This window comes from Fuerstiella sp., from assembly GCA_022447225.1.
GTDB lineage: Bacteria > Planctomycetota > Planctomycetia > Planctomycetales > Planctomycetaceae > S139-18.
This window is the reverse complement of sequence record JAKVAZ010000012.1, coordinates 32,300-57,825: the sequence shown is the minus strand read 5'-3', so window position 1 is coordinate 57,825 and position 25,526 is coordinate 32,300. Positions and strand designations below refer to the sequence as shown.

Annotated in this window: 16 protein-coding genes; 8 read left to right on the top strand and 8 right to left on the bottom strand. The window is 52.8% G+C overall.

Features of this window, described 5'->3' with window-relative positions:
- Nucleotides 1-592 precede the first annotated feature (592 nt).
- Together MK110_14405 and MK110_14400 are read left to right on the top strand one after the other, a co-directional pair.
- Nucleotides 593-1,702: a glycoside hydrolase gene (locus MK110_14405; GenBank protein ID MCH2212494.1), complete on the top strand. Its 1,110-nt coding sequence runs from the start codon at nt 593-595 to the stop codon at nt 1,700-1,702.
- A gap of 4 nt (nt 1,703-1,706) precedes the next feature.
- Nucleotides 1,707-3,029, top strand: coding sequence for a PQQ-like beta-propeller repeat protein (locus MK110_14400; GenBank protein ID MCH2212493.1), 1,323 nt, complete (start codon nt 1,707-1,709; stop codon nt 3,027-3,029).
- Nucleotides 3,030-3,326: 297 nt separating this feature from the next.
- Here MK110_14400 and MK110_14395 read toward each other — a convergent pair whose 3' ends face one another.
- Nucleotides 3,327-3,713, bottom strand: coding sequence for a nuclear transport factor 2 family protein (locus MK110_14395; protein ID MCH2212492.1), 387 nt, complete (start codon nt 3,711-3,713; stop codon nt 3,327-3,329).
- Between the two features lie 306 nt (nt 3,714-4,019).
- On the opposite strand from MK110_14395, the gene MK110_14390 reads away from it, so the two are divergent.
- Nucleotides 4,020-4,964, top strand: coding sequence for an endonuclease/exonuclease/phosphatase family protein (locus tag MK110_14390; GenBank protein ID MCH2212491.1), 945 nt, complete (start codon nt 4,020-4,022; stop codon nt 4,962-4,964).
- A 7-nt stretch (nt 4,965-4,971) separates the two neighbouring features.
- Here MK110_14390 and MK110_14385 read toward each other — a convergent pair whose 3' ends face one another.
- The gene (locus tag MK110_14385) at nt 4,972-6,024 is read right to left on the bottom strand and encodes a malate/lactate/ureidoglycolate dehydrogenase (protein ID MCH2212490.1); all 1,053 of its coding nucleotides are present in this window, start codon (nt 6,022-6,024) and stop codon (nt 4,972-4,974) included.
- A 553-nt stretch (nt 6,025-6,577) separates the two neighbouring features.
- On the opposite strand from MK110_14385, the gene MK110_14380 reads away from it, so the two are divergent.
- From MK110_14380 to MK110_14370, 3 genes are all read left to right on the top strand, one after another.
- Nucleotides 6,578-9,016, top strand: coding sequence for a DUF1553 domain-containing protein (locus MK110_14380; protein MCH2212489.1), 2,439 nt, complete (start codon nt 6,578-6,580; stop codon nt 9,014-9,016).
- A 269-nt stretch (nt 9,017-9,285) separates the two neighbouring features.
- Entirely contained in the window at nt 9,286-10,650 is a 1,365-nt protein-coding gene (locus MK110_14375; protein MCH2212488.1) for a DUF1501 domain-containing protein, read from the top strand.
- Nucleotides 10,651-10,710: 60 nt separating this feature from the next.
- Nucleotides 10,711-13,149 (top strand): hypothetical protein, encoded by a 2,439-nt coding sequence (locus MK110_14370; GenBank protein MCH2212487.1) that lies wholly within the window; start codon nt 10,711-10,713, stop codon nt 13,147-13,149.
- 368 nt (nt 13,150-13,517) lie between these two features.
- On the opposite strand, the gene MK110_14365 is transcribed toward MK110_14370, so the two are convergent.
- The 5 genes from MK110_14365 to MK110_14345 all read right to left on the bottom strand — a co-directional run bounded on the left by MK110_14365 (nt 13,518) and on the right by MK110_14345 (nt 22,051).
- Entirely contained in the window at nt 13,518-15,662 is a 2,145-nt protein-coding gene (locus MK110_14365; protein MCH2212486.1) for a M3 family metallopeptidase, read from the bottom strand.
- 51 nt (nt 15,663-15,713) lie between these two features.
- Nucleotides 15,714-17,870 (bottom strand): fatty acid oxidation complex subunit alpha FadJ, encoded by a 2,157-nt coding sequence (gene fadJ / locus MK110_14360; GenBank protein ID MCH2212485.1) that lies wholly within the window; start codon nt 17,868-17,870, stop codon nt 15,714-15,716.
- A gap of 23 nt (nt 17,871-17,893) precedes the next feature.
- Entirely contained in the window at nt 17,894-19,189 is a 1,296-nt protein-coding gene (fadI, locus tag MK110_14355) for an acetyl-CoA C-acyltransferase FadI (GenBank protein ID MCH2212484.1), read from the bottom strand.
- A 183-nt stretch (nt 19,190-19,372) separates the two neighbouring features.
- On the bottom strand, nt 19,373-20,446 hold the full coding sequence (locus tag MK110_14350) for a Gfo/Idh/MocA family oxidoreductase (GenBank protein ID MCH2212483.1): 1,074 nt from the start codon (nt 20,444-20,446) through the stop codon (nt 19,373-19,375).
- A gap of 267 nt (nt 20,447-20,713) precedes the next feature.
- Nucleotides 20,714-22,051, bottom strand: a complete 1,338-nt coding sequence (locus tag MK110_14345; GenBank protein MCH2212482.1) for a Gfo/Idh/MocA family oxidoreductase — start codon at nt 22,049-22,051, stop codon at nt 20,714-20,716.
- A 192-nt stretch (nt 22,052-22,243) separates the two neighbouring features.
- Here MK110_14345 and MK110_14340 point away from each other — a divergent pair, with 192 nt between their 5' ends.
- Nucleotides 22,244-23,011 (top strand): aldolase/citrate lyase family protein, encoded by a 768-nt coding sequence (locus tag MK110_14340; protein MCH2212481.1) that lies wholly within the window; start codon nt 22,244-22,246, stop codon nt 23,009-23,011.
- 15 nt (nt 23,012-23,026) lie between these two features.
- Here MK110_14340 and MK110_14335 read toward each other — a convergent pair whose 3' ends face one another.
- The gene (locus MK110_14335; protein ID MCH2212480.1) at nt 23,027-24,259 is read right to left on the bottom strand and encodes a response regulator; all 1,233 of its coding nucleotides are present in this window, start codon (nt 24,257-24,259) and stop codon (nt 23,027-23,029) included.
- 193 nt (nt 24,260-24,452) lie between these two features.
- Between MK110_14335 and MK110_14330 the strand changes: the two genes are divergently transcribed.
- Nucleotides 24,453-25,499, top strand: a complete 1,047-nt coding sequence (locus MK110_14330) for a hypothetical protein (GenBank protein ID MCH2212479.1) — start codon at nt 24,453-24,455, stop codon at nt 25,497-25,499.
- Nucleotides 25,500-25,526 lie beyond the last annotated feature (27 nt).

The window sequence follows — 25,526 nt, the reverse complement described above, 5'->3', positions numbered from 1 at the left end:
CACTTCCTGAGGCATCTGTCACACCCATCTGCTGATCCGCCGGAGGTGAGATCTCCGGCGCGCTTTGAATAAAGCGCATATTTCCAGAGTGCACAAACCTCAGCAGCAATTGCAAAAACAATCGTGGATCGGAGTGCAGCAGATCGAAAACACATTTCCACTGGCGGACTGTCTCAGGGGTAAAAACGCTGAGGCGGCTGCCATGGCTCCACTGTCACGATTTACCAGCGGAAACAGGGTTGTACGATGGGCGGTTTGCCGGACGAAATGCATCAAACCGAGGTGACGATCGTTCAAAACACGAACGGCTCAGCACATTGTTAAAACTTATGACGGAACTGTTCAGGTGTTTAGTAATGAAAGTGACAAAACATTCGCACAAATAACTGAACGTTCGATGCTGAGGATGTTGTGGAAAGGGATACACCACTGCGCTCCAAATACAACACCGCTGTAACAACCCGATTTTGCATTTGCTTGCGTGGAAGCGACCAACAGTTAATCTGATTGATGAGTTGAGTGAGTCCAGTCACATTTCCTTGATAACTTTACAGTGACTTTTCTCCCCGACACCCTGATTCAGGAGAAGGACTTGTCAAGATATTGCGTCTTCTGGTTCACAACGATCTCTGTGCTGATCGTATCCTGCGGCCTGTCTGCGGAAGAACTCACGTCTGTCTGTCTGGATAATTCCACCATCGTGAGGATGGTGAAACAGATCGAAGTCAATATTGATCCACAGCGGGATCTGCACGGACCATGTGTTATTCGGGCGGCGAATGGCGATCTTTTGCTCAGTCATCAGGACTCAAACAAACATCGAGGTGGTGATGGATTTGTGCGTCAGTGGCGCAGTACTGACAATGGACTGACCTGGCACAACGAAGGACCTGTCTCAGACTGGCGCAGTGATGACATCGATTCACTGTTTGGCGAATACGGTCTGGCCCCGGATGGGCAACTGGTGATGATCACTCAGCGTCGCAGAACGCTGACCGGAGATCCCGGGATTACTGCGTCATGGGTCCAGACAAGTCAAGACCACGGGAAAAGCTGGCAGCGAATCGGCCCGATGGATGACAGCAATAAATACGCTGTCATGTTTGCACGAAATCTCATCACACATCGAGGTGTTATGTATGCCGGAGTCTGGTCAAGACTTGGAAACTCGCTTTACGTTTCTGAGGACTGCGGCGTTTCGTGGATCAAACGAAGTGTGATGTTTCCTGTTGAATTTCCTGATTTCACCAGTCTACCAAAGGCCGGGCCTCCGTTTTATCCCCACGTTGTATTTTGTCCCGACGGTTCACTACTGGCAATGACCTATCACACACCACCGAAAAATCACTGTTATTCACGACGCAGTCACGATCACGGCAGGACGTGGGAACCAATTGTGAAAGAAACCGGCTTGAAGGTATGGGCTCCCCGGATGAATCGTCTCGACCACAACACGTTGATCCTGACCGGACGTGATATCTCTGAACGTGCAACCGTCGCCAGTTTTTCGACGAACAATGGTCAGAGCTGGAGCAGTAAAATGATTCTCGACCGGCCGAGACATGGTGGTAGTTATGCCTATAGCGACTCCATCAGTGCGGGTGACGGTATGTTCTGGGTCTTTACAAGTAGTCCGAAAACACCGAGCAAGGGTGACATCGTGGCAATTTTACTTGAGATCAGCCGACCACAGGTGAACTGACGTCATGCGAATTGTGTTTGCTGTGTTCTCCGGACTGACCCTTTCGCTGTCACTGAATGTGCAGGCGGAAAACTGGCCACAGTGGCGGGGATCTCGTGGTGATGGAACCAGCTTCGAACAAAACCTGCCCGTTCAGTGGAGCAGCACTGAAAACATCGCATGGAAAGTCGTCCTGCCGGGACAGGGACATGCGTCTCCGGTCGTGTGGGAAAATCGGGTTTTTCTGGTGGCCTGTATTCCGGGAACCAGGGAACGGGTTTTGCTGTGTCTCGATCGGCGAAACGGACACAAGCTGTGGAATTCAAAGGTCATCGCTGCGCCGCTGGAAAACATGCATGACCTCAACAGCTATGCTTCAGGAACTCCGGCAACCGACGGTGAACTGATATACGTAGCATTCCTGGAGCCTGACGGCAGTGAACTGGATGCCGCCGTTGTCAGGGCCCGTTCCGGAAATCTGCGTGCCGACAACTCCGGACGGTCCGTGAGTCCTGGCCGGATGGTTGTCGCTGCTTTTGACTTTGACGGAAACCTGCAATGGCTAGTCCGCCCCGGTCCCTACGTCAGCGTCTGGGGATTCTGCAGCAACCCTGTCGTGTTCCAGGAAACCGTGATTCTGAATGCTGATCATGACGGCGATGCCTATCTCATCGCACTGGATCGGCGTACAGGCCGAACGATGTGGAAAGTGAACCGACAGCATCGTATACGCAGTCATTCCACACCATTATTTCGAACGGTAAACGGTCGCCCGCACATGTTTATGTCGGGAGGGCACGAAATCGTGAGTTACAATCCCACTGATGGATCCGAGCACTGGCGCATCAACGGTCCCAGGGGACGCGCCGTCGCTTCGCTGGTTTACGACGGCAGTCGTCTGCTTGTGCCGTGTGGCTACCCGAATCGTCAGGTCTGGGCTGTTCGTCCCGACGGCCAGGGCAACGTTACGGATACTCATGTGGAATGGCGTATAAGACGAGCATGTCCCTACGTCCCGTCTCCGGTTGTCGTCGGCAACTCCTTTCTGATGGTTTCCGATAACGGCGTTGCTGGTTGTTACAACGCAACATCGGGAGAACAGTTGTGGATGGAACGTGTCGGACGAAGATACAGTGCATCACTGATTTCTAGCGGGCGACTCGTGTACTTTCTGTCAGACGACGGTGACACAAAAATTGTCCGTGCCGGACCGACATTCGATCTGCTCGCTGATAATCCACTGGACGAAGCCTGCAGTGCGTCGCCGGCTGTCAGCAACGGACAAATCTTCATCCGTGGCGACAGGCACCTCTTTTGTATCGGCCGCTCCGGCCGTGACCAAGAATAGTCTTGGTACGAACAAGGACACTCCGACTGCTGGAGAACACAATGTGAATCAGCAGATTCTGGAAACAATCCGGCCAGAACAGGCAGGAGCCACATAACGGGCGAATGCAATACGTACCAGGCTTTACCAGGCGCAGCAACGTCTCCCCACAGTGAACACCCGACGTTTTCCTCGTTCGGTGCGACTGCTGACATCCGGCCCGGGTGAGACGACTTGTCTCAATCAGCATTTAACACCAACTGCAGGCAGCCTGATCAATCCACTGGACCTTCAGGAATCCGGACTCGACATGTCCTGTCAGGCGTTGGCCGAACGATGAAAGTGTACGTGTTTCCAACATTCGTTTTTACGATGCCAGACACGAGTTTCCTCGAACCGACATGTACACGCCTCACCGGAAGAGTCCACCTGCTGTACCAAACGCACATAGCTCACAACAGCCACATCTGCCCCCAGCAGTCGAACGTGTGGCGAAGCAATGGTCGTCTGTCCTGGATTGTTGCCACCCAGTTCGAAGTAGAATTTGTGAAACGGCATTCCCTGCACCAGGTGTCCCCGAGCTTCCGGCTCGAAACAGCTCAGTGAGGGATCACATAATTCGGAATAGACCGGCCAGTCTCCACCTGAAATGGCGTCCAGAAGACGGTCAGTCAGTTCGATTAATTTTGTTTCATCAGGGGACATAACGGATCCTCGCAGCGTCGGTGGATTTAGAAGGGTTGATAAAGCAGCCGGTGAAAATCCCAAACTGGTCATATTAAGTGTTCAGCCATTCTGATATTCCTGCTCACGAATTCACGCAAAACCGTCGTTCACCCGCTGACTTTTTGAATGGTTTTCAGACCAGCTCGTGTGGCGGTGAACTCTACTGAACTCTTTATGCAACAACACAAACACCAATCCCTTCAATCGGTTAAATATTCCGGCCCCAAACACTGGTGTCAGCCTGGTATCATGTGGCGACTCACGGCTATAAGCGGTTGGAGTGCCGTGATAATATCGCTGCTAACGGTGTTTGCAGATCATTGGTGGCTCGCAGATTTGTTTGCAAATCTACGAGTGCAGTTAACCATATGTCTGCTGGCAACTGCTGTTCTGCTGATGTGTTTCCAAAAATGGAAGCTCGCAGTCCTGCAATTGGTGCTTGCCGGCCTGCACCTGCCGTGGCTTATCTGTGATTTCAGATTTGAGACAACCGGAGCAATGAATGATCCCCCACTATTAACGGTCACGACGGCCAATGTGCTTACCGGCAACCAACGCAACAAAGACATTGAAGAGGAGCTTATCGCCGGCAGTGCTGACGTAATTGCCGTTCTGGAACTCAGTACAAACCTCAGGGAACAACTGGCCGGCGACTTCGCTCAGATCTATCCGTATTCAGTATTAGCGCCGCAGGATTCTGCAAACTTCGGTATTGGGCTGTATTCAAAACATCCCCTGAATGATCCACGGATCGACGAATTCATCACGGAAGGCATCCCGTCCGCTTCAGCGTCAATCAGCTGCGACGGGCGTCAAATCCACATCCTGGCAACTCATCCACCGCCACCGATCAGTTCGATGGGTTATGACCAGCGAAACGAACACCTGAACAGACTGAGCACCTACGTGCGGCAATATCGCCATCTTCTCCCCGATGTGCCGGTCGTGGTGATGGGTGATTTGAATCTGACACCATGGTCACCGGTTTTCAGTTCCTTCCTGAACAATGCTGCTCTCCGACGTGCCGGAACACAAACCATGTGGTCTCCCACGTGGTATCACCGGTTTCCATATTTTCCTTTCGGCCTTGTAATCGACCATGTGCTGATGACCAATGATTTGACTGACGTCTATTACACAACTGGCCAGGATGTTGGTTCCGATCATCGCTTCGTCTCAGTCAGCTTGTCGGTAAAGCAGGTGGCGCAAAACTCAGCATCCGCCGATTGACCATCTCCTACACGTCTGATGGTGCAAAATCGTGTTTGACCTTCAGGACCCCGCAGGTTTCACAAATCTGGCTCCAGGTGGTGTCGTCCAGATCGATTCCATGTTTCAGACGATGATTCCTCATGCGCTGCTCGATCTCACCCGGCATGAGAATCTCACCGTTTTCATCGATCGTTCGCGAACTCCTGACGAATTCTATGAACCGGGACACTTCCGGAACGAACTCATCGTCCGAACTGAAGAAACTACGATCCATAAAAATTGACAACATCCCGTTTACAACACGCCAGCTGTGCTCCGGATTCGTACAGGAACTTCCGGTCAAGGCACCCGCCAGCATCTCAATGATCATTGAAAGCCCGGAACCTTTATGACCGGCAATCGGTAGAATGGAGCCCGGTTCACTGTAGAACGCCGCGGGATCGTTTGTGGGGTTTCCGGCGGCATCAATGATGCAGCCATCGGGAACGGGCTCACCTTTGTTGAGCGCCACACGAATCTTGCCTTCAGCAATGGTGCATGCCGACATATCCAGAATCAACGGAGTACCGCTACCGGTTGGAACACCAGCCGCAAAAGGATTTGCCGAAAGCCGTCGGTCAATTCCTCCAAACGGTGCGACCAACATGCCGGCACCACTGGTGTTGACAAAATGCAGAGAGAGAAGGCCGGCGTCAGCTGCCATCTCGGCCCAGTCTCCAATTCGTCCAAGATGCCCGGAATTTCTCAGGGCGATGACGGACACTCCATGTGTTGACGATTTATCGATTCCCAGTTGTGTCATCTGTTCACCAATGATCTGTCCAAGACCAAACTGCCCATCGACAACGGCAAGGACATCGTTCTCAGTGACAATCTGCATCGACTGGTTGGGAATCACCTTACCGTCCTGCAGCCACTGCACATAGGAAGGCACCCGAATCACACCATGCGAATCATGCCCCGCCAGATTCGCGCCAACCAGATGTTCGGCCACTCTCAACGCTTCATCAGCGCCGCAACCCGCTGCGGCAAAGATGTCGGTCACCAGAGTGATCAGTTGATCCTTTTGAAAATTCATGTTCGGTAACGTTCCGGTATTCGATGTGTCGGAAATTAGTTCAGAAAGAGAAACGTTGGCCCTCAACACCGGCTCAACGGCACCACGTCTGAAGAACACAGTTTACCGCGTCTGATGCTTGTAAGTCAAAAGACGAAAACAGAGCCTCAGTCTCTGATGACCGTCATGAACGAACCTCAGTCAAAGAAAGCATGCCGTCCTCTTTTGCCGGCGTCCTGGAGTTGCAGCAAACGGGTGCTGCGCGTGAGCTGATCTGTTGAATCGTGCCGGTGATGCCCCGTTTCGGCCGGCTCAGACATTTTATCAGCCGGACACAAAACACCCCTTCTTCTGTTGACGGAGATGAAAAATGGCAACACTCGTTGACCTGGCCCAACATAGGTATGTCAAAAAGCATTCATGAATTACACTCCCACAGAGGCTACCGCGTAAAAAATGACTGCCGATGGACGTCCTGAACGTGTAAGATAATCGTCAGGTTTTTTTCGCCGGCATCGATGTTACTTCAGCTGAGACGTTCGTTTTGATGTCCTGGGTCAACCAGTAATTTCAGATGAATACGAATCTTTGGTTTTCAGCCGCCATTTTGGTACAGCTGAGCATAGCGACCGTTGCATCGGGCGGTGTGAACGCTGATGTCGTGAAAATTGTCACCGACCCTGAGGTTGTACAACTCAATGGTCCGCGGGCGAATTATCAACTGCTGGTTGACGCCCGGAACACGGATGGAAGCGTTGAGGACATAACAGCTACCGCTGACTACGATTCCCTGTCGCCTGAGATTGCGACAATTACGAATGATGGACTCCTGCGGGCAGTTTCCGACGGCAGTGGTCAGGTCCGTGTGACATTTGCCGGACATACGTCACTGGTTGACGTGGTGGTCCGCGAATCGGACCGCGCAGAGTCTTTTGATTTCGAAAACGACATTACACCATCCCTGACCAGGTTTGGATGCAACATGGCCGCCTGCCATGCGAAAGCTGAAGGACAAAACGGGCTGAAATTCTCTGTATTCGGTTACGATCCTCGAGCCGATTTTGAGGGTCTCGTTTGCGGTTCACGAGGACGGCGTGTGTCACTGGCTGCACCTGCCCGCAGTCTGTTTCTGCTCAAGGCAACACAAACCATTGCACACACGGGCGGACAGCGAATCACACCGGAAAGTGATGCCTATCAGAATCTGCTGAAATGGGTCGAAGCAGGTGCTCCGTTTCGTGATGAGAACGCGCCCCGAATCACAGGCATTGAGATTACACCTGGCCAGCGTCAGATCAAAATGAACGGATCACAGCAGTTACGAGTGACGGCTGTTTTTGATGACGGTAGCCGCAAAGATGTGACCCGCATGGCTCGGTATCGCTCGAATAACGATGGTCTGGCAACCGTCGACAGGAATGGACGCATCACGATCGGGATGGTCCCTGGTCAGGTGGCGGTCATGGCCATCTATCTTGGCGCCGTCAACACATTCGTGACATATATACCTCAGGCCACTCCTGTCGTTCCCTATCCTACGCTTCCCGAAAACAATTTCATCGACACGCTGGTCCATAAAAATCTGGAAAAGCTGCATTTGCTGCCGTCACAGCCTGTCAATGACTCCGATTTCATGAGGCGGGTCTATATTGACATCATTGGCACACTGCCAACCGCACAGGAAGCCCGACGATTTCTTACTGACGAAAATCCACGTCGCCGGGAATTGCTCGTTGATGAACTTCTGGATCGGCAGGAATATGCAATTTACTGGGCACTAAAGTGGTCAGACCTGTTGCACGTCGACCGTGCAATTCTGGGTCATCGAAGAGCCTACGCGTTCTACCGCTGGATTCGGGACGGCCTTGCTGTCAATCGTCCAATGGATGAATTTGCAAGAGCCATTGTGACCGCCGACGGCCCACTGGACGAATCGCCCGAGGGTGGTTTCTACAAGGCCGTCGTCGAACCTGGTGACCGGGCCAGTGCGTTTTCACAGGTTTTTCTGGGGATCCGAATCGATTGCGCGGAGTGTCACCATCATCCGTTCGACCGCTGGAGCCAGCAGGACTACTATGGCATGACCGCCTATTTTTCCAGGGTAAGGGCAGAGTCGGCCCCGACCGGTGATGCGCTGGTGATGGACACGACGGTGAAGACAATTCATCCGCGAACGGGTGAAGAAGTGTCCGCACAGCCACTCGGAGGATGGGGGTCTGCAGCGCCCGCTGACGGTGATCTCCGTCAGCGTCTTGCCAGATGGTTGACGGCTCCTGACAACCCGTGGTTTGCACGTAATCTAGCCAATCGAACCTGGGGCCACTTTCTCGGACGTGGATTAGTGGAACCCGTCGACGACGTACGTCAGACAAACCCATCGTCAAACAGTATGCTGCTGGACCAACTGGCGGACTGGCTGCAGTCTCATGATTACGACATAAAATCTCTAATCCGTCTCATAACCCGATCTCAGGCCTACCAGCGCACCGCACGTACAAATTCGACCAACGAAACCGACGTTCAGAATGCGTCCCGGGCACTTCTCAAGCCGCTTGACGCGGAAGTGTTGCTGGACGCCATCACCCAGACGACCGGCATTCCGGCTCGTTTCGACGGTGCATCCGCCGGCACCCGTGCCATTGAACTTTGGGACAGCAAACTTCAGCATCCGTTCCTGCGTCTATTCGGGCGCCCCGAGCGCAAAACAGCCTGCGAGTGTGAACGCGTCAGTGAACCCAGCATCAGTCAGGTGCTGCATATCATGAACTCACCGAAGATATATGCCAGATTGACCCATCACGGAGGGACCGTTTCCAGACTGGTTCGCGAGATTCCGGAGAACAGCCGCCTGGTGGAAGAGCTGTATTTAACATTTTTGAGCCGATTCCCGACTGCTGCAGAGCGACGGGTCGTCGACGATTATTTTACGGTCCACTCCGGATCTCGACGCGACTCTGCAGTTGATCTGACGTGGAGTCTGCTCAACTCGCTGGAATTTTCATTCAATCACTGACACAATTTGCTGAGGAAAGTGGCCACGACAGCAGTTTTTGTCGGTAAACTTGGTGGAGAGGGGTAAATTCTGCTTGGTATTACGGTTTGCCCGTCTGACGCCGTGAATCTACCAAATACTCCGATTTCTTTTTTTCTAATACGGTCAATCCGTTCTATGATATCAGTTTCGACTCGATTGATTGAGCCGGGCAGAATGAGGATGAGTCGCGGCTAAGTAAAAAGACGAATATCCGGATACACTTCGTGTTCTTCCTATGGAGACGGATCTTGTCAGGTATCAGACATCAAACATCAAATTTTTGTGACGGAATTGCCCGACGCGACCTGATTTCCGTCGGCAGTGCGGCCCTGTTCGGTGCTGGATGGAACCTGAGCGGACTGATGCAGACTCAGGCGCGCGCCAGCGAGCACCGTGCTGCGGGAGTGGACAATGACAAAGATGATGTCTCCCTGATCGTCGTATTCCTGCGTGGTGGCCCCAGTCATATTGACATGTTCGATATGAAACCAAACGCCCCCATGGAAATTCGCGGTGAGTTCTCACCCGTTTCGACAAATGTACCTGGAATCCAGGTCACCGAGCACTTGCCTCTGACTGCACAGCAACAGGACAAATTTTCACTAATTCGTTCGTTTACTCATCCCAACTCAAGTCATGGCCTGGCCGACCATTACATGCTGACCGGTTATCATCCGACTCCGGCATTTAATCCGAAACTGCTGCCAAATAATGAACGACCGTCTCACGGTTCGATCATTTCAAATCGCAAAGGACCGCGTGGTTCGGTTCCTCCATATGTGTGTCTTCCGAAAATGCACAAGAGTGCCGGGTCAGCCTATCTGGGTCCGGGTTCAGCACCATTTGTTATTCAGGCCGATCCGAACGCTCCGAACTTTTCTGTTCCTGACTTGATGCCACCGCTGCAAATTTCACCTGCACGACTGGATGATCGAGCAGGGCTGCGAAAACGACTTGCCAGGTTCGAGCGTTCCGCAGAGGAAGCCCATAATCGTAAAGCACAGTCTGTGAGCGTTTACCGTGAAAAGGCTGTTGCACTGATGGCCTCGGCAGAAGCCAGGCGAGCGTTTAACATCGACGCCGAATCTGACCGCATGCGGGAGGAGTACGGTCGCACCACACTTGGCCAGAGTTGTCTGATGGCGCGACGTCTGGTTGAGGCCGGTGTGCGTTGTGTCACAATCCAGCATATTGACTGGGATACGCACCAGGAGAATTTTCGAATCCTCAGAAACGACCTGTTGCCGGCACTTGATTCCGCAATGGCAACATTGTTCAAAGATCTTGCCGATCGTGGAATGCTGGATAAAACCATGGTCGTGGTAACCGGAGAATTCGGTCGCACGCCAAAAACTGATGGAAAAGGAGGCCGTGGTCACTGGGGTCCCGGATTCACAGTGGCCATCGGGGGTGGTGGTGTCGAGGGTGGTCGTGTCATTGGCCGAACTGATGCCCATGCGTCAAAACCTGTCGAAGACCCGCATGGTCCCGAGGACCTCGCGGCGACGATTCACCATTCAATGGGAATCGACCCGAACGATGAATTCCTTTCAGCGGAAGGAAGACCGTTTAAGATCGTCAATGACGGCAATGTGATCAGCAAACTACTGTAGCATTTTCGATTGCCGGCCAGGTGTTGTTAACTCAGCAGGCTGGCCGTTGCAGTTCAACTTATGTGCAACCGCCTGAATCATTTTTTTGTTGCTGCCCTGCTCCTGATATACGGAGGGGTTGTAAACGCACAAACGTCCAGTCCAGCTGCCTCTTATATCTTTCCTGCCGGCGCTCAACGCGGACAAACCGTTGAATTCAATGTGGGAGGTCTGTTTTTACTGAACGATCCCTGGTTTGAAATGTCCGGAACGTCCGTTCACGTGCCGGAACGTCTGCGCAGCGGGAACACGGTTTGGTTTGACGGGCAGCTACTGACCGGCCAAAGAGCTTTGGGACCTGATGAATATCCCAAAGACCATCAGGGCATTGCCACCATTTCCGACGATACACCTGTTGGGGCTCAGTACTGGCGAGTCTGGACGTCCCAGGGTGCGTCCGCTGCAAAAACATTTATCATCGGCGACCTGCCTGAAGTCGTCGAACAGGAAATTGATGGAGATCCGCTCCCGGTTGGAATTGATGTACCAGTGACCGCCAATGGTCGGATTTTCCCACGATCTGATCTCGATATCTGGACATTCGACGCCCGACGTGGAGAGATCTACACCATTGAGTTACATGCCAAATCATTCGATTCGCCGCTCGACGCCCGAATCGCCGTGTTTTCCGGCGGCAAGCTCATAGCAGACGACATTGGAACGCAAGGTACTGATCCCGTCATCCAGTTTCTGGCGGAATCCGACCAGGAACACGAAGTTCACGTGCATGATGTCGGCTATGCAGGTAACCAAGCCTGCGTCTATCGTCTCACAGTTCGGCCCGGGGTGCATGCTTCCTGGGTTTATCCGCTGGGTGGAAGACGAGATGCGCAGACCGAGTTTGAAGTTGGCCTGATGCCAGTCAACGGTCAGACTAAAATACACAGGATGTCGCTCGCCCTGACACCAGATAAGTCACATACCGAATTTATCCGACACCCATTCACAATCAACGGACGAATAACCCAGCCTGTACGACTTGAGGTCAGTGATGTTCCGGAGCGACTGGAAGTGGAACCGAATGATTCCCTTTTAGTAAACGCACCCATGGCCGGTCCCGTGGTGCTCAACGGCCGCATTGACCATCCAGGGGATGTGGACTTCTGGCCAGTTGCCGCGTTGGCGGATCGACAAATCGAATTGAGACTTTCCGCGGGCCGGTATGGCTCACATCTGCTGCCGGATCTGGCGATCGTAGACAGACAAGGAACCGTCCTGGCGCCGAATGACACACAAACTCTCAAAGAGAACACGATTTCATCAGACCGGTTACTTGTGTTTAATCCGGAACAGGATGGTGTCGTCTGGCTGCGGGTGCGTGATCAGTTTTTGACCCGCGGAGGTCCGGCATTCGGCTACCGTCTGCAGCTTGGCTCACCAACTCCGGGATTTCATTTAAGCTTTGACAACGATGCGCCGACTGCTGTACGGGGCGGTGAGGTAACCCTACCGATCCATATTGAGCGTTACGGCGGACTGACCGGTCCTGTGACAATTGAACTGTCCGGCCTGCCACCGGATACGGAAGCAGGTGATCTGCTGATTCCGGCCGACAGGGATGAAACTGCAATTAAACTGAAGCCTTCAATGACGGCACCCATTGGAGGCCATCGACTCCGTCTGCACGGCACGCACAGACTTAACGGTCACTCAGTGACCCGACTGGCAATCAAGAAAACATCAAATACGGACACACCTGTTGATTCGGTATTGTTCAGCATCACCATTCCCACACCGTTCAAGTTCAAAAACCGCGGCCCCTATTTTGCCTTCGCCAATGCCGGAACCGTGTATTGGCATCCGTTTGCGGTTGAGCGAAACGGTTACGACGGTCCAATTACTGTCCGACTTGCAGATCGGCAGCGTCGACATCTTCAGGGAATCCGAAATGTTCGCGAATTTGTTGTTCCGGCCGGACTCAGCGAATTCGAATTTCCGTTTTATCTGCCCCCCAATATGTCACGAGACAGTTTGCGGCGGGTCCTGGTAATGGGGATTGGTCAGGTCGCTGACGAAAACGGAAATCATCACCAGGTGGCATTCACAGATGGAGAAGAGTCGCAGGCCCCAATCAATGTACAGGCACCGCGGCTCGACATTGTTTCCAGAGTCTCATCTGTCTATGTCCGGTCCGGTTCCAAAAACGCAATTGAATTCGAAATTCAGCGGGGCGCTAATCTCGACCTGCCGGCCACAGTCGAATTGATCGTGCCAGCTCATATTGAAGGATTCAATGTGAGTCCTGTTACCGTACCATCGGACCGAAACACCGGTCGGTTACTTCTTGACGTCGATCAGGATGCCGGACCGGTGAATATGCCGTTAACATTGCGGGCAACAATCCTGGAAAACGGAGATCCGGTCGTCGGTGAAAGCACAATGACTATTGTTACAGCCCCTGCCGACGGCAAACTGCTCATATCCCAACAGATTACCTCTCCGCCGGTTGACACAGACTGAATCAGTCAAGTCACGCAGCTGACAATGACCCTGAACAGACGGACGATCAACTCGGTTGTTGATTTCATTACAGAAAGAACGGCCGTATCCGTTGCTGCCCCGGACCCTCGGACCCCATGCTCGCACAGTGATTCAAAATCTGCTGCCGAATTACTGATTTAACCGAGTGCCCCTGCTGAAGACCGGACAACGATGTTCAGCAGCTGGCCGAAACAGGCAGGAGCTTAAGGACGGAAACGGGACTTCGCGCTCCCGTCAGTAACTGCTCAACGATCCTCCGTGTTCGGTTCCGGGGTGTTGTGTCCGGGTGCCACCCAAGCGGTGAACAGGAACGTCGCACAGTCCTGCCCCACGTTTGAAACGGATGGCTACTTCAGACCTCGTCGGATCAGCAAAGCATCAACAGCAGGCTCCTGACCCCGGAATGCTTTGTAGGATTCCATAGGATCCCGACTGCTGCCTCGGGAAAGGACCTCTCTCCGGAGATCGTCACCATTGGCACGCGTGGCTCCGCCTCCGGACTGCATAAACGCAAACGCGTCGGCCGCCAGGACTTCGCTCCATAAATAGGCATAGTAGCCGGCCGCATAACCCCCGCCCCAAATGTGAGCAAAGTACGGTGTGCGATATCGAGGCGGCACAGCAGGTATATCGACACCATATTTACGCAGTGTGACCGCTTCAAAAGATTCTATATCATCGGGAATTTCATCCGGATTCAGGGAATGCCATTCCAGATCCAGAATAGCAGCAGCCAGATATTCCAGCGTCTCGAACCCCTGATTAAACCGGCTGGCCTGAACCACGTTGTCCAGAAGTTCCTGAGGAATCGATTCACCCGTTTCGTGATGCCGCGCATAGCGGCTCAGAATTTCGGGTTGAATGCACCAGTCTTCTTCAAACGTCGACGGAAATTCCACAAAATCACGCGGTGTAGACGTTCCTGCAACCGACGGATACGTCACATCAGAAAACAGTCCGTGCACCGCATGTCCCATCTCGTGAAACAACGTGGTGACATTGTCGAGACTGATCAATGCCGGTGCTTCCGCTGCCGGTCGCGGATTATTGAGCACATTGACAATCACAGGTTTTGCTTCCAGCAGATGAGACTGAGTTACCCATGAACTCGCCCACGCACCCCCACGTTTCGAGTCACGTTTAAAAAAATCAATATAAAACAATCCGAGCTGGCTTCCGTCCGTATCCAGCACATCAAACACCCGCACTTCCGGGTGATAGACCGGCAGGTCTTTACGTTCGCGAAATTTGATACCGAACAGGCAGTCCATCGTGAAGAACACACCGTTTTCCAACACACTGTCAAGTTCAAAATACGGCTTCACAGCAGCCTCGTCGACGTCAAATCGCGACTGGCGGACCCGTTCTGCATAGTACTCCCAGTCCCATGGCTGCAGAGCATGGTCAGCACCAAGACTCGCGATCATGTCTCTCAATTCCCTGGATTCCTCCCGAACACGCGCCACGACTCCGGGTACCAGATCTGTCAGCATTCGGCGTGCGGCATCCGGCGTTTTTGCCATCTGAGTCTGCAGTTGGTACGTGGCGTAGTTTTCGAAGCCGAGCAGTCTGGCTCGTTCCGAACGCAGCTGAGCGATCTCAAGCACCAGGGGACGATTGTCGATACCGTTATTTTCACCCGTCGCCCGGTTGGCTGAAGCCTCCCAGACTCGTTGCCGTAATTTACGATTGTTCAGTGATGTCAGAATCGGAACACGTGTGGTGTTGGTTATCTCCAGAAGATATTTGCCCTCAAAGCCACGCTCACGTGCACCTTCCGCCGCAGCTGCGATGTCTCCGGCTGACATGCCATCAAGTTCAGCAATATCATCTACAAGAACCGAACGTTCTTTCATAACCGCCAGCAGATTGTCCTCAAAACTGTTTTGTAACGTCGACAGCTGCTCATTCAGTGACCGAATCTGACTCTGCAGTTCGGGAGAGAGTCTTGCGCCGGCGCGAATGAACGCCATATAGTGCTGTCGAACAACTTCCCGCTGTTCGTTGCTGAGCCCAGTTGACTCTCGTGATTCGTAGAGTGTTTCCACGCGTTGAAACAATTCACGATTCAGCAGAATATTGTCGGAATGGGCGGCAAGCAGAGGTGCCATCTCAGTCTGGATATTTTGCAGATGCCTGCTGGTGTGAGCAGATGTCATGTTAAAAAACACCCGTCGAACGCGTTTGAGCAACGTTCCTGACTTTTCGAAAGGCACGATCGTGTTGGCAAACGTCGCAGCCTCGGCCTGTGCCGTAATAGCAGCAATCTCCTCACGTTGCTGCTGCATGCCGCTGTTGAAAGCCGGCTGGTAATGTTCGATCCGAATCGTGTCAAAGGGCGGCGCATGAAACGGCAGAGGGCTCGGCATCGAGAACGGATTTTCAGCCGGAAGTCCGGAAATATTTACGACAGGCTCATTATTCACAATGACGTCACCAATCAGACGAAACAGAAGGGATGCCTGGGCAGCCGCAAACATCGGAGAAAACATGGATGTGACCGTTACAGCAAAGCGGAAAACCATTCGGGCAGACGCTCACAATCAAACGTCCTTCTGCTGGTGGTTTGCCGGCTGTATGTCGTCATAAAAACTGTGAGATTTTTCAGCCATTTCAATCAGGAGTGGCGCCGGTTCGTACCGGTTACTGACATTTTTTTGCAGCTTTCTCATAGCAGCCACAGTTACTGACAGTCCCCGCTGATCCATGTAACGGAAAGGGCCTCCCAAAAACGGCGGAAATCCGATACCAAAGACGGCGGCGATATCACCGTCTCGCGGGCAAAAGATAGTTCCATCCTGCAGGCAAAAGACGGCTTCGTTCAGCATCATCAACAGACACTGGTCTACGATTTGTGATTCTGAGATTTGTTTGTGGGGACTAATACCCAGTTCCTGGTAGATCGTTTCATCAATTGTTTTGCTGTTCTTCGGTTTGTCGTAACGGTAAAAACCTTTTCCTGCCTTTTTACCGACACGATTCGACTCAACCAGCTTCTTCTGCAGATCGCTGCCCAGCATGCGGCTTCCGTACGCTTCTTCCAGGATGGGCTGTACTTTGCTGCCGACGTCGATGCCCACTTCGTCAAGCAGTTTGAATGGCCCCACGGGGAATCCAAAATTCACCAGGGCCTGATCAATTTTATTAAACGGGACCCCATCCATTCCGCAGCGCATCGCAGCATTGATATAAGGCGCCAGAATACGATTCACATAGAAACCGGGACCGTCCTTGACCACCACAACGGTCTTGCCCTGTTTCCTGCCAAAGGCGACTGCTGTTGCTACTGCCTGATCCGAGGTGCCGGAATGTCGAATAATCTCAAGCAGAGGCATTTTTTCGACCGGTGAAAAATAATGCATCCCCAGAACATTACCTGGGCGAATCGCATTTGCGGCGATCTCTGCAACAGGAATCGACGACGTGTTAGTCGCAAAGACAGTGTCTTCATTTCCCAGAATCTCCACGTCGGAAAGCATCTGCTGCTTCAGAATTAAGTCTTCGAATACAGCTTCGATAACCAGGTCACAGCGATCGAAGCCACTGTAATCCAGCGTTCCGGAGAAACGGCTCATCCGTTTCTTCGCCTGCTCCTGAGACAAAACCCTGCGTTTGACACGTTTGCTGTAAAAGGTATCCACGTGTCGACAGGCACTAAGAATTCCTTCGTGTCGAATGTCTTTCATTCTGACTGCAACATTGGCTTTATCGATGGAAACAAGTGCGATACCGGCCCCCATGAGACCTCCGCCAAGAATTCCCACTCGGTTCACTTGACGCTCATTAACATCTGATTCGATAAAACGCTCTTTTTTGAGATCATTGGACGCGAAGTAAATATTCATTAGCTGGTTCGCTTCCGCAGACATCGCCAATTCAGCGAATCGCGTACTTTCGACCTCCAGAGCCTCTATCAGTGAAGATGACAATGAGGTCTCAGCGACTTCGAGGATGGCCAGCGGAGCCGGGTACAACCCTCGTGTCGTTTTCATTACCTGCTGGCGAGCTTTTCTCAGGATAAGGCCGCGGACCCCGGGCATCCTTAATATTCTGTCCCTGAGAGACTGTTTGCGTTTGGACCTTGTTGACAGTACTGCATTTAATGCTGTCTTTCGGGCAACGTCCTTCAAAATTGCGGACGGCACCACTTCGTCAATCAGTCCCAGACGTCGGGCTCGTTTTGCATTAAGCTGCCGGCCGGTTAATAGCAGATCCAGCGCCTGAGGCAGATTGACCATCCGAGGAACCAGTGATGCACCGCGACCTCCGGGCAAAAGTCCGAGCATGACCTCAGGCAGCCCAATCTTTGTTTTTGTGTCGTCACTGGCAATCCGGTAATGGCATGCCAGGGCCAGTTCCAGACCACCACCGAGGCAAGGGCCGTGAATGGCTGCAACGAACGGTTTGGAACTCTCACTAACTCGTTGGAAAAGTTCATGCCCATTGATAATCAGCTGCCGGGTTTCTTCGAAACTTCTGACAGACTGCAGCATCTTGATGTCCGCTCCGGCGACGAAGCTATTGTCCTTGCCACTGATCAGGATTACGGAACGGATCCCATTATCATCTTCTATTCTGGCAGTCAGCTTATCGAATTCCTGGGCCAGGGCCTGATTCAGCACATTCATCGATTCGTTCGGCACGTCAATCGCGACGGTGAGAATTCCCTGATCGTCCAGCGTTGTGGTCAACGTGTCCATAAGGTCTTTCCTGAATGCTCAGATCACGCTTCTGCTTCGACAATCATGGCAGCGCCCAGTCCACCGGCAGCGCACGCGGTTGTGAGCGCCACTCCTCCGCCACGACGTTTCAGTTCATTAATTGTCTGCGTGATCATGCGGCCGCCGGTCGCGGCGAACGGATGTCCGTAAGCAAGAGAGCCGCCAAGTACGTTGAATCGATTCATGTCGATTTCACCAATTGGCTGGCTTCGATTCAGAAAGGTTTCCGCATATCTCCGGGAACCGAATGCTGTCAGATTCGCCAGCGTCTGCGCCGCAAACGCTTCGTGCATATCAACCAGCGTGAGATCGGTCAGCTGCATACCGGCTCTGGCAAGAACCTTCGCAGATGCCTGCGTCGGCCCCATAAGCAGATCCGCCGCAACGGTGTTTGCAGTGAACGCATATTGGCGAATATAGCCCAGCGGTTCATAACCAAGCGACTTTGCTCTGGACTCCTTCATCAGCAGTAGTACGGATGCACCATCCGTCAGTGGCGTACTGTTGCCGGCGGTAACAGTACCGTGCCTGCGATCAAATACAGGGCGCAAGGATGAGAGTTTCTCTAACGTGGAATCGGCGCGTATATTCTCATCACGAATGAACACCTCTTTGTAGGGTTTGGGATAAGCGGCGATTACTTCTTTGTCCAGTCTGCCATCTTCCCAGGCCTGGTGAGCCAGTTGGTGAGAACGCTGTGCCAGCCGGTCCTGATCGTCCCGAGTGATTCCGTAGTCCCTGGCCATCTGTTCGGCACTGTCGCCCATTCGCAGGTTTGTCGAGTACTCAGCGATCGCCGGGGGCACCGGGGCAAGATCACGGAATCGTGTGCCTCGAAGCGCTCTTAATTTACCCAACACGGACCGCTGTTTACTGACCTGAATCATCTTCAGAGCAAACCTGTCGCTGAAGCAAATCGGTACAACACTTGACGAATCAGCACCTCCGGCCAGACCAATTTCAATATCTCCGACCTCAAGACTGTCACAAATCGCGGACACAGACTGAAAACTGGTCGCGCACGCTCGTGAGACACTGTAAGCATCACATGTCACCGGCAAATCAGTCCCCAACACAATTTCGCGGGCGATGTTCGGCGCCTTGGGGAGTGCCACTACCTGACCAAAAACAATCCGGTCGATGCTGTCAGGATCAATATTTGTGCGGGCAAGCAGTTCGCAGACCACCATTCTGCCCAGATCGATGGCGTTGAGTGTCGAATAGTGGCTCGCCTGTCGGGCAAAAGGTGTTCGCAGACCTGCGACAACTGCAATGCGGTCTTCGTTTGAGCTGATCACAATCGATATCCCCGAGTTGTGTCTTCGCGATGGAAGACCGGCACGGTAGTTGTCCTGCCCTTGAATGCAACCTAATTGAGACTACCTTCAATGCCGTTCGCGGAGTAATACACGTTCCGGTTGTCGCCATCAGGATCGAGACAACGAATCAGACCTTTCTAAGCAATCGCGAAGTCGACGGGTTCACCTTTGATCTGCAATGCTGTAGCCGGCGGCCCGCAGCGTCGCCTCATGCACAGCCAGTTCGTGAGACAGAGGATAGTCGGTCTCCTTTTCCTGGCGAATAATTGATGCCATGTCACGGAACGCACTCACAAACACGCCAGGCCCTCCGGGAACGGTCACCTCCTGATAACCGGTTTTGTAACCGTCGCGAGGACGTTCCAGAGCCAGGCGAAACGAGTGACCACCGAGCGGCCGAAGATCAAAGGTGCCAAATTCGCCGCAAACCGTAAACTGTCTCCGTTGTTGTCCGGAGTATTCAACAAGAGCGCTGCGAACGGACGCAATCGCGTTCGGATAATCAAATACAGCAAGCTGATTGTCGACCAGAGAGTCCTGTTCAGGATGAGTCTGACGGGAGAATGCAGTCGTCTTGAGAGGATGGCCAAGAACCCGAACCATCGCATCAATCAGATGGCAGCCGATTTCAAACATCGAACCACCGGTAAACCGCGACAGATACGTTCTCGACGAAGCGCTCACCTTTTTGCTCATCACCCCGTGCAGTTCGAAGATATCACCAAGCCAGCCTTCCTTAATAATCCTGTAACAGAACTGAAAGGCGGTATGGTAGCGGTATATATAACCCAACTGAAGATGCAGTTCCTGCCGCTGCATCATCTCAACGAGGGTCTGAAATCCTTCAAGCGTTTCTCCAGGCGGTTTATCGAGATGGATGTGCAGACCGGCTTCAGCGCACCTCTTCGCGGTCGGTAAAAGATGTTCCACCTCCGTTTCAATGACAACAGCCTGCAGTCCTCTGGTATTCAGAAGCTGATCCTCACTGACCAGTTTTATATCGTGATACGATTCACCCAACGCACGACGACGCATGGGATCGTTTTCAACAACACCAACGATCTGAAAATCATCAGTCTGTTTGAGCTGTGAAAACACACCCGAAGCATGCGCGTGGCCGGTACCGATTTGTCCGATTTTGATCCGGTCAGCAGACCGGTTTGCTCTGACGCCCGAAAGACCGGCCGTCAGACTGCCGGCAGTTGCAACAAAGGCTCGTCGATCAAATAACTGCATAAGTTTTGTCCGGAATGGTTTTGTTGGCAGTCTCGGCCGGAAAAGTCCGGGACCTGACATTGTGTCCGAAAGACCGGTCGGAAGCGGCAACCGCTGTATTTGACCGCTTCATCACTTGCCGCGTCCGTCGGCAGTTGTTCGTTTCTCTGTTGTGCCGGATTGTTTCAGTAACACACCACAGAAACCCCCGTCAGACTCCATCAGACAAAGATTAATCGATTCAACGTTGTGGCACAGCCAGACCCAGATGGTCGTCTCAATGAAACGTTACAGCGTCCAACCCTTTCGATACTCCTTATGGATCATGTGCTGCGCCCGGGGCGAATTTCTAACTTTCAAATTTTCTGCATCCCAGTCCAGTGTTTCGCCACTGCGATACGAAACCACTCCCAGCAGCACAGCTTCCGTCAGCGCCCCGGAATAACTGAAATTACAGGTTGTGGGTCCACCGGATTTGATGCCCTCAATCCATTCGTTGTGGTGACCGATTGAACTAGGTAGATACGGTTCAGGACGCTGGAACTCTACTGACGAATCTGCAGGTAACAGCATATGCGTACCATAGTCTGAAATAAGAGCCCCCCGTTCGCCAACAAACAACTGTCCACCGCGCCAGTCCAGCGGCTGACCGTTTTTGTCTCTGTACTTAGCAAGAAGATCGGGTTTGCGGGGGCCATCGTACCAGGTCAGATTTACGGGCGGTTTGTCTCCTCTCTGCGGATATTGATACTTCACAACAATGCCGGAGGTCGTCGCATCCTGATCAGGCGCAGGGCCGGTTGCTGCCACGGACGTCGGATGTTTCAGGTCAAGAGCCCAGTGCGCCAAATCCATGAAATGACAACCGAAGTCACCCAGACCTCCATTTCCATAGTCCCAGAACCACCGCCAGTGAAATGGCGCGATGGTTTGGTGTGTACCATTGATTGTTGCCTCGACGTAATCCCGTCGGGAAATCGGGCCAAGCCACAAATCCCAATCCAGGCCCGCCGGTTTGTCTCGTTTCATCAAACGTCCGGTGCTGTAATCCACATCCTTCCAAACATGCACTTCCCGCACAGGTCCAATCGTTCCGCTTTGAATTAATTCCACAACCCGACGATAATTGTCTCCGGCATGAATCTGGGTCCCCATTTGGGTGACAAGGTTGTTTTCTGCGGCAAGATTCGCCAAGACACGGGCTTCATATACGGTGTGAGTCAGCGGCTTTTCACAGTAGGTGTGCTTACCCATACGCAGCGCCATTGCTGCTGCCGGGGCGTGTGTGTGATCGGGAGTTGCCACAATCACCGCGTCGATCCTGTCTGATTCTTTTTCCAGCATCACCCGGTAATCACGGTAGCACCGGGCGCCCGTGTATTTGCTGCCTGCCGCCTCCAGAAAACCGGCATCGACGTCAGCAACCGCGACAATATTCTGGCTCTCGCACCCGGCGATGTTACTGCCTGCCCGATTACCAGTTCCGATTGCAGCGATGTTAAGTTTTTCGAGCGACGAAACGGAAGCAGCAGCCGGCCCTGGATTCAAATACCACATTGATGCTGCAGTAGCCCCAGCCAGACTGCTACGGGTCAGAAAATCACGCCGATTCACGGAGATGGGCATCAGGTTTTCCTCAAAGTTATACGTTGCCGACAACAACTGCTGATCCTGACTCAGACTAACGCACACGTGTCGGCAAAACAACGATGCACGAGTTTGCCCCGCACGATGGACGAATGTCCGGGAATTTACGACAGTGGACCGTTGGTGCAGGTAACACACGTTTCAGTCCATCAAGTGAATTCGGAGTTTTCAATGTTTGAAAATCGCGTCAAGCAGTGTCTAAAAGACGGTGGTGCCGCCTGGGGAGCCCACTTGGCAGATGCGTCCGAAGCGGTTGCAAAGTACACCGTAGACTGCGATGTTGATTTCCTGTGGATTGACCTGGAGCACCGCCCACACGGAACACATGAAATCCGATGGCTGCCGATCATCTGCCGTCAGGCGGGTTGCGCTTCAATGGTGCGGGTTCCTGGACTGGATCCAATCTGGATTAAGAAAGCGCTCGATATTGGGGCGGACACAATTATGGTGCCTCAGATTAACACTGCCGACGAAGCAAAACGAGCAGTCGAGTTCGCCAAGTATCCACCGGAAGGTTCCCGCGGTGTGTCACCACTGTGGACAACTCTGATGGACGTCAGCTGGGACGACTATCTGCCTGCAGCCAATCAAGAGGTCTGCGTCGTTGTGCAGGTCGAATCACCGGCCGGTATAGAAAATCTTGGCGCTATCGCCGAAGTTGACGGTGTGGATGTGGTGTTTGCTGGGCCCGCCGATCTTTCAGCCTCACTGGGAGTAATTGGTCAGTTTAACCATCCTAGGCTGCAGCAATATCTGGCAGATTTTCCGAAACAGGTTAGAGAGCACGGCAAGTCAGCCGGCATTACCTTTATCACACATGACGAGTGCCGACAGGCGTATGAGCAGGGCTACCGGCTGATCAACGTTGGAACTCTGATCCATCATGGTATCGACGGTCTTAAGTCTAATCTGCAACAGTTGCGTAATCTGGAACATTAACACTGCGGAAGAACTTTATAGCACTTTAATAACAATTGCCGCCATGTCGTCTTTTTGAGGGGTTTCCGGTGTGTAGCTGCATGACGCTGTGTACATCGCACGAACAATACCGTTCGCAGTTTGATCGCGATTGTTTCTCACAACATCCATCATGCGATCGACCCCGAATAAACTTTCACCTTTTCCCACCGCCTCATAAAAGCCATCTGTCGGAATGACAACGATGTCACCGGAATTCAGGAGAATTTTTTCATCATCTTGTTCCGACATTGCGTCAACAATTCCAACAGGGTAATCCATCCGTACCGAAGTGTGAACATTTCCGTCAGCTGTAAGGTGAAATGCCGGATGCCCGGCTGAAGAGTAATGAAGAACACGCTTCGCTGTATCCAGGCGTCCAAGAAACAACGTGAGAAAGAGACCACCCTCAGCGAAGTGCTGTCCGCCGCAGAACACACGGTGTACCCCGGCAATCAGTTTGCCAAGGTTGTTTTCATATTCACTGAACGCGTGCAGGGCTGCTCGGGCTTCGACCATTTTAAGGGCCGGCCCGAGGCCATGGCCTGAGACGTCACCCACAACGACCCCCACATTTTCACCTCCCATGGGCAGGAAGTCATAATAATCACCGCAGGCGTGCTCGGCTGCCCAGGCAGCCCCCGCGATATCGAATCCGTCACACGTCGGTGCTGACAGGGGATACAGCCCTTTCTGTAATTTGCGAGCAATCCGAATCTGCTCGTGGGCAACTTCAAGCTGCTGTTCGGCTCCGATCCGTTTGCTCCGCTCAATGGCAAACCGTACTTCGAGTGCCAGCGTGTGCGCACTGAGTTCGTGTTTAAGAATATAATCCTGAGCGCCATCACCAACCGCTTTGACTGCAGTCTCGCCCGCTTCATCGCTGCTCAGGATCAGAACCGGATCATTTCTCGTGTGTTTCAATACACTGTAAAAGGTTCCAATTCCTGAACTGTCCGGCAGTGTCAGATCCAGCAGCACCAGATCAAAGCGTCTCCCGGCAAGAGATTCGATTGCAGCAGCAAGGGTTTCGACACGCTCTACAAAAAGGGGGAGGTCAAGACCATTCTTGAGATGTGTCTGGATCAAATACGCATCTGTGGCACAGTCTTCAACCAGCAGGAAGCGAAGAGTACTGTCAGGATTCCCCATATTTATAAGGAAATCAGAGTCCTGATCGCTGGACATTTCTACCATGACGGAAGCGACTTCTAAATTTGCAGTGCTCACGGTCAGTATGACCGGTTTTGACCGGTAACATGTAACAAACTTCGCCGAACGCTTAACAGCATGCTATCACTCCACTGTACGGTTGGGCAGGAATGCATTTCTTCAAATATTTTTCAGTAAACAAACCTGCCAGCTTTTAATGCGGACCACGTGACTTCACGCCCGTACCTTTGAACGAAACGAATTCGTCAATATGCCTGTAACAAAGAACTGGCAAAAAGAAACTGGTGCTCGACTCGCGGGTTCCCGGGAACTTGACAGCTCAAAGCTTCAGGCCCCTTGTATTGTCCGTGTTCCGACTGGTGGCTATCGACTGTTTTACACGGCAGTGGGACCGGGCAAACCATTTCCCGCATGTCAGGGGTATATTCTTAGTGCGGTTTCGGACAACGGGCTGACATTTCGTCCGGAGCCGGGAATTCGTCTGGCGCCACGGCCGGAACTGGAGTACATGTCACTGCGTTTACTCGCACCAACGATCACACCTTGTGGTGATTACTGGCGAATGTACGTTGAATCTCGCGGTTCAGCCGATCGACCAACTGTGATTTGCAGCGCTGTATCAACAGACATGATTCACTGGGAATTAGAAAACGGCATTCGACTGCAGACACCTGGTGGCGTTGGCGGTCCGAGATACCTGCATCTTCCGGACGGCCGTGGTCGACTGTACTGTTTTCAACGTGAGTACGGCGCCGATGGTATGGGAAGCGGACCACCCATTTCTACGAGTGTAATCAGCGCAATGACAGCTGACGGACTGAACTTCACCCTGGAGCCAGGTCTTCGCATGCAGGACAAGCAGACAGAGTTCGACACGTCAGGGATCACAGCTGCCGAAGTCATCGCTCCACAGAATGCCGACGATCGCTGGACGATGTTCTATTCTGCGTGGCAGGACGTCCCACCGGGAACGGCGGTACCACTGCACCCAGCTCTTGACAGTAATGCCGTCACCAGCGGAAAAAGCGACTCCTTTGCTTCGGCGTCGATTGCAACCGACATGGCAGGTTACAGGTCGAGAATTCACGTGGCTTATTCAGGCAACGGTCTGACGTGGACCCGAGCAGCGTGTGTTATTGAAGGTGACGGATACGAGGGAAGCAGACTGGACGCCGTTCATGCGGAAGACATGTCGCTGATCCGTATCGGACGGAAGAAATATCGGATGTACTATGCGGCCTGCGACAGGCATGGAGTCTGGCAAATAGCCAGCGCCGTCACCACCGATCTCCCCTGAGGCATCACAGATGACCTCGCCCCGATT

Excerpts from the sequence above, each read along its gene's own strand:
- MK110_14400 (MCH2212493.1), top strand. The coding sequence starts at position 1,707 with ATGCGAATTGTGTTTGCTGTGTTCTCCGGACTGACCCTTTCGCTGTCA.
- MK110_14395 (MCH2212492.1), bottom strand. The coding sequence starts at position 3,713 with ATGTCCCCTGATGAAACAAAATTAATCGAACTGACTGACCGTCTTCTG.
- MK110_14385 (MCH2212490.1), bottom strand. The coding sequence starts at position 6,024 with ATGAATTTTCAAAAGGATCAACTGATCACTCTGGTGACCGACATCTTT.
- MK110_14380 (MCH2212489.1), top strand. The coding sequence starts at position 6,578 with ATGAATACGAATCTTTGGTTTTCAGCCGCCATTTTGGTACAGCTGAGC.
- MK110_14370 (MCH2212487.1), top strand. The coding sequence starts at position 10,711 with ATGTGCAACCGCCTGAATCATTTTTTTGTTGCTGCCCTGCTCCTGATA.
- MK110_14365 (MCH2212486.1), bottom strand. The coding sequence starts at position 15,662 with ATGTTTTCTCCGATGTTTGCGGCTGCCCAGGCATCCCTTCTGTTTCGT.
- fadJ (MCH2212485.1), bottom strand. The coding sequence starts at position 17,870 with ATGGACACGTTGACCACAACGCTGGACGATCAGGGAATTCTCACCGTC.
- MK110_14350 (MCH2212483.1), bottom strand. The coding sequence starts at position 20,446 with ATGCAGTTATTTGATCGACGAGCCTTTGTTGCAACTGCCGGCAGTCTG.
- MK110_14345 (MCH2212482.1), bottom strand. The coding sequence starts at position 22,051 with ATGCCCATCTCCGTGAATCGGCGTGATTTTCTGACCCGTAGCAGTCTG.
- MK110_14340 (MCH2212481.1), top strand. The coding sequence starts at position 22,244 with ATGTTTGAAAATCGCGTCAAGCAGTGTCTAAAAGACGGTGGTGCCGCC.
- MK110_14330 (MCH2212479.1), top strand. The coding sequence starts at position 24,453 with ATGCCTGTAACAAAGAACTGGCAAAAAGAAACTGGTGCTCGACTCGCG.